Annotated in this window: 2 protein-coding genes; one reads left to right on the forward strand and one right to left on the reverse strand. The window is 44.7% G+C overall.

From position 1 onward, the window contains the following. Positions 1-10: 10 nt before the first annotated feature. Positions 11-4600 carry a tetratricopeptide repeat protein gene (locus JGK11_RS04730; RefSeq protein ID WP_293210793.1) on the reverse strand — a complete coding sequence of 1530 codons (4590 nt, stop codon included), beginning with the start codon at positions 4598-4600 and terminating at the stop codon, positions 11-13. Positions 4601-5201: 601 nt separating this feature from the next. Between JGK11_RS04730 and JGK11_RS04735 the strand changes: the two genes are divergently transcribed. Continuing rightward, positions 5202-5840: a Uma2 family endonuclease gene (locus tag JGK11_RS04735; protein ID WP_293210795.1), complete on the forward strand. Its 639-nt coding sequence runs from the start codon at positions 5202-5204 to the stop codon at positions 5838-5840. Positions 5841-6000 lie beyond the last annotated feature (160 nt).

The following is a 6000-nucleotide window of genomic DNA, read 5'->3' on the forward strand; positions in this document are numbered from 1 at the left end:
TCCAGTGTCCCTAATTTTGGGGTTCTCCAAATTCGTCAAAACACACTACCGCTAACGGAACCCGACTTTCATCTTCAAGGACAACCTGTAAAAGTAGTTCAGCTTCGCTTGGTATTTCGATTAACTCCACTTCAGCCCAAAAACCGGAATTTTCAGCCCAAGATGAATGTGCATGGACTTGACCCACATCTGGCCGATATAAACCAACAGGAATTTCTCGGATAGTTTGACCACAACATATTAACTCTATTTTACTTGCTAGAGAGTCTTTACCTATTACCCAGCCACCAAAATAAATCGTACTAAAATTCAACTTTGTTCCAGGTTGGGGAGCATCTACGGCCGATGCCAATAATAGCTTTGAAGGCTGTTCTGGTTTGTAAACATGAATTTTAAAGTTGGACAAAACCCTTAAACTATAATCGTCTCTAGTTCTGGTCAGATTACTATTGTAACAAGGATCGCAGTCAATAATCTCTTTCCACCTTTGCTTCATTGTTTCGTGTTCCTTCATAAAGCGATGCTGTTTTTCAGCAGAATCTTCTATTCCCCGACTCTTCGATTCGTAATGATACAAAACAACATGAGGTAGATAAACATTTCGGTACCCCCGCCGCATGATTTCTAGGCACAAATCGACATCATTAAATGCCACAGCTAACTGTTCGTCAAATCCCCCAATTTTTTCAAACACCTCCCGGCGACACATCAAACAAGCACCTGTAACCGCTGAGTAATTATTGATAGTGGAAATCTGACCGTAATATCCTGAATCTGTATCAGCAAAATGCCTGTGACTGTGATCCGCTATACTCCGCAGTCCCAATACAACCCCTGCGTGCTGAATTGTATTATCTGAGTACAACAATTTAGCACCTACAGCACCAATTTTTGGCTTTTGAGCTTGCTCAACCATTGCCTCAATCCAATCTGAGGTAATGACTTCTGTATCATTATTCAAAAACAGAATATAATCACCTTCAGCTTGAGCTACAGCGTAGTTATTCAGTCGAGAAAAATTGAAAGGGATATTTAATTCATAACACTTAAATCGCTTAGGCTCCTTGTTTTTCCATTGAGATAATAATTTTAATGTCTCTGGTTCATCACTCCCATTGTCAATAACAATTACTTCATAATTTGGGTAAGTTGTCTTTTCAAATATAGATTTAAGACATCGTTCCAAGAAATTTCCTAGATTTCTTGTTGGAATAATTATGCTAACGAGCTTGAAGTCAGCAATCTGATAACGAATAATCTGAGATCCTGGAAACTCAGGCACACTTATAATACGGGCAATTTTTTCTCCTCGCCGTGCCAGTGCATCTTCCAGAGATTTTTTAATTGCTGATTCGTTATTCTTAATACTATATTTTTTCTCACCATATCTGGTGATAACTCTCGAATGGTAAAGAATCTTGGGAATATGGAAGATTTTATTAGTTTGCTCGGTTAATCTGAGAGCTAAGTCATAATCATTGCTGCCTTCATAACCGACTCGAAATCCACCAACTTCATTAACTAAAGTAGATCGATAAGTTGCTAGACGACCAATGTACATCCTGGACAGAAAGGAGTCAGGACACCAATCTGGCTTGAAATATGGGTCAGTTAGCTTACCTGCACCATCTAATTTATCTTCGTCTGAATATATCAAATCAGCTTCAGGATGCTGTTTTAGCAAGGAGACTACTTCATAGATGGCCTCTGGCGCGAGAACATCATCATGGTTTAACAATAGAATAAATTCACCTGTTGCCGAGGCTAAAGCAGAATTGAGACAAACAGAATTTTGACCATTCTCAGTTCTAAATACAACTTTAATTCGCTCATCCTTAGCGGCATATTCTTCTAAAATTGGTTTGACATAAGACTGGGTTGAAGCATCATCAGCTATACAGAGTTCCCAGTGCGGATAAACTTGATTAATTACTGATTCAATAGCCTCTTGAAATAAATATTCAGACGGATTATAAATCGGCATCAGAATGCTCAATAGAGGCTGCTGCTTAAATGTTTTCGCCATGTCTGACATCCGGCGTAAATCATCCGCTGTAGGAAGGTTCTGCTTCTGCCAACGCTCGTAATAATTTTCGGCAGGTAAGGGCTTTGAAGAGGTTATTTCTTTCACTTTGCTATAAAAAGCTTTCTCTTCCTCTACTTGCCTTGTTGGTTTATGGTAATCCAACGTAGTCCCAGATTTTTGCTCGATCGCACTGCTTTCTGAAATACTAGCCAACGATGTATTCTCCCCTAAGACCGCCTTAATTACCCCCTTTTTTTTTTCGAGTACCTTATTCAACCGCGCTGCAATTCCTCGATCGCCCGGCCGAACCTGCAACGCCATCTGATAGAAGACGATCGCCCCATCCGGCCAACTGTGCCGCACCAAAGCATCAGCCAACCCAACATAAAGGTCAGCATCATTAGGTGCAATCTCCAGCGCCTTGTGATACAACTGCAAGTCATCAGCATTTTCCTGAATCGCGCGCTGGTACAAACGCATCGCATCCTGCAAATCCCACTGCGATCGCATCCTCAAAGCATCAGCCAACTTCTGCGAAATCCACGGCAAATCCGGCTGAATTTCCACCGCACAGCGATAAGCAACGATCGACTCATCCCACCGTTCCAACTTCTCAAAAGCCGTCCCCATGTTGTAATAAGTCCACGGAAAATCGCGATTCAACTCCGCCGCGCGACGGTAAACTGCGATCGCCTCATCCCATCTTTCCATTTCTAGCAGCGCATCGCCCAACTTGCTATGAGACCAGAAGAAACTCGGATTCAGTTCGTTAGCGCGCCGGTACGCAACCACCGCCTCATCCCAGCGTTCCAAATTCACCAGCGCTTCTGCTAAATTGTTGTGGGCCCAGAAATGATCGGGATTTAGTTCGATCGACTTTTGGTAAGCCGAAATAGCCTCTTCCCACCGTCCCAGTTTAATCAGCGCGTCTGCTAAATAGTTATGCGACCAACTGAAATCTGGATTTAATTCTGTTGCTTTTCGGTAAGCATTTACAGCTTCTTCCCACCGTTCCAGCTTCAGCAGCACATCTGCTAAATTGTTGTGAGACCAGCTAAAATCTGGATTTAATTCGATCGCCTTGCGGTAAGCATTTATAGCTTCTTCCCAGCGTTCCAACTTAACCAGCGACTCAGCTAAATTGTTGTGCGACCAAGAAAGTTCGGGATTTGTTTTAATTGCATTGGTGTAAGCATCTACTGCCGCTTCCCACTGTTCTTGACCCTTCAGAAGTTCGCCCAATTCATGATAAGCTGCGCCAGAATTTGGGTTTAACTCAACCGCGCGCCGATAACAGTCGATTCCTTGCTCAACCTTACCTTGCTCGATCAAAGTTTTGGCTAAATTCTCGTGTTCCTCAGCAGTGCCCGACTTCGGGTCGATCGCAAATGCTCGATACCAGGCTTCGGCTGCCGCCTCCGACTTGCCTAACTGCGCCAAAAGTTTCCCAAAATTTCGTAAAGCACCGGCAAAATCCGGTTTTATGGCGATCGCCTTTTCGTAAGCAGAAACCGCTTGCTGCCACTGTTCTTGCTGCGCGCAAATGCTGCCATAATTAGCGTAGGCTTCGGCAAAATTCGGGTTAATTTCGATTGCCTTGACATAGCAACTTTTAGCTTCATCAATTTTGCCACCTGCTTGCAGGGCGTTGCCGAGCATTTTATAAAGTGGCGCTTCCGGCTTAATTTGTAAAGCTTTTTTGCAAGCAGAAATTGCCTGTTCCAATTTTCCCTGAGCAAAATAGCCTTCTGCGAGTATTTTGTATGCTTCTGGATCTTCTATACTAATTGTAGAATTAACTGCTTGCTGTACTGGTGGCTTGACTACCGGCTTGGCTGGGGGTGCTGCGGGTTGCGGTTTAACTGCTGCACCGTTAGTTGCAGTTGCACCCGCCAAAGTTTGCTCTCCCTCGCTGCCGTTTCTAGCATTAGCTGCGTTCAGTTCAATAGCTTTACGATAATATACTGTCGCTTCCTGTAACTTGCCTTCTTTTTTCAGCGCTTCGCCTAAGTTTTGGTAAGCTTGAGGTAGATTAGGATTTAATTTTATGGCGCGATCGTAACAGCCGATCGCCTCCGGGAACTTTTCTTGCCGAAAGAAAGCATCACCCATACTTAAATGTTCTGCCGGAGATGCTTTTTCCGGTTCCAAACAGAATGCGCGATACCAGCATTCTTGAGCTTCTGCCGCTTTGCCAATTTGTCCGAATACTTTGGCTAAATTCCGGTATACTCCTGCGAAATTAGGCTTAAGCGCGATCGCCTTTTGGTAAAACTCGATCGCCTCCGACCATTTTTCCTGCTGCGCGCCAATGCTGCCTAAATTCGCGTATACTTCCGCAAAATTCGGTGCAATTTCAATAGCTTTAGCGTACCAGTGCCGCGCCTCTTCCATTCTGCCTTGAGCTTGCAGCGCATTGCCCAAAGTTTTGTAAGCCGGTGCAAAATTGGGGTCAATCTTTAAAGCTTGCTCGCAGGAGGCGATCGCTTCTGCTAATTTCCGTTGGGATAAGTATATTTCTCCCTGTTGGTTAAATTGAACCGCTGTTGATTCTGTATTGACTGTTGATGGCATAGGGGCGGTGGCGACTGAGGCAGCAATTAAATAGGGTAGTCGAAACGTTAAATAATTATACTTGCGTTTGACACTAACAGTAGCAGGCTTGTTCCCCTAAGTCTTATTTTTTTTCACTCGGGGTACTGGGGAGAAACTCAGCGGTTGAAACCGGGCGGTTGAAACCGGGCGGTTGAAACCGCGTCTATACAAACAAAACCCGCCGGACGCCGGTTGAAGAGCAGAACGAGTAGCACCAAAATCGATCGCACTCAGGATGCCTGCACTACAAGACTTGTTGAAGAAATATCTTATAATAAGGTTCAGAAGACGGTTCCAAACCGCGTCTATACAAGCTTGCACGCGATCGAGCCAGGAGTTGAAGAGTGGGCGGTTAAAATTACGTTATCCTCTCTTAGGAATAGAAATTAAATAATTTACACTCTTGAAAGTGGGGTGGGCGGGACGCCCGCCCTTTCTGGACGGGCGGGACGCCCATCCCACAATAATTAAAATTGTAAGTTATTTAATTCGCGATCCTTAGTCCCCGGAGGCGGACATCGTTTGTGTAGAAGCGGTTTCAACCGTACATCCGATCCGATCTCAAATTGCGGTAATTTTGATGTTGTTAGAGCCGCCACCTCAACTTGTCGGAGAAAAGCGCCTCACCTTTCGCGACCTCGATTGGCAGGCCTTTAAGCAAATTCAAAGTTTGCTGGCGGATCGCACCCGCGCCCGCTTTACCTACGATAACGGAGTGTTAGAAATTACCCAGTCCCTCGAAGGACACGAACGCTCTGCTCGCTTGATTGAACGCTTGATTCAAGTCCTTGTGGTGGAGATGGGCATGAAAATCAAGACGATGGGATCGACTACGCTCGATCGCGAAGACCTACTCAAGAGCGCCGAACCCGACAATGGGTACTATATCCAGAATTATGCCTTAGTTGCCGATCGCCCGGTTAATTTAAATGTCGATCCTGCCCCGGATTTAGTCGTGGAAGTGGATATTACTCATACGGATCTCAATAAAAATACACTCTATGCGAGTATGGGAGTGCCTGAGTTTTGGCGGTTTAACGGGCGGGTATGGCGAATTCTGCAATTAGTCGATGGGGCTTATGTCGAGCGCGATCGATCTCCGACTTTTCCGATTATTGAAAAAACTGATTTATACCAGTTTCTAGAAGCTGCTTTCATTGATGAAGTTGCCGCAGAGATAGATTTTCGTCAATGGGTGCGACAGCAGATTCAAGGCTGATTATAGCACAATACGGTTCACTTAAGACTGATCCCCCCTAACCCCCCTTAAAAAAGGGGAGTAGGCAGGGTGGATTAATTGTCAGGGGGGAATGTATGATACAAGAGGTAATCAAGTCTGCCCTGTCCGGGTAGACTATCCCTGCTGAAATGAATTAACC

Source organism: Microcoleus sp. PH2017_34_RAT_O_A, assembly GCF_020737885.1.
Classification (GTDB): Bacteria; Cyanobacteriota; Cyanobacteriia; order Cyanobacteriales; family Microcoleaceae; genus Microcoleus.

What these genes read in the sequence shown, in the direction of transcription:
- JGK11_RS04735 (WP_293210795.1), top strand. Translation starts at nt 5,202, where the DNA reads ATGTTGTTAGAGCCGCCACCTCAACTTGTCGGAGAAAAGCGCCTCACC.
- JGK11_RS04730 (WP_293210793.1), bottom strand. Translation starts at nt 4,600, where the DNA reads ATGCCATCAACAGTCAATACAGAATCAACAGCGGTTCAATTTAACCAA.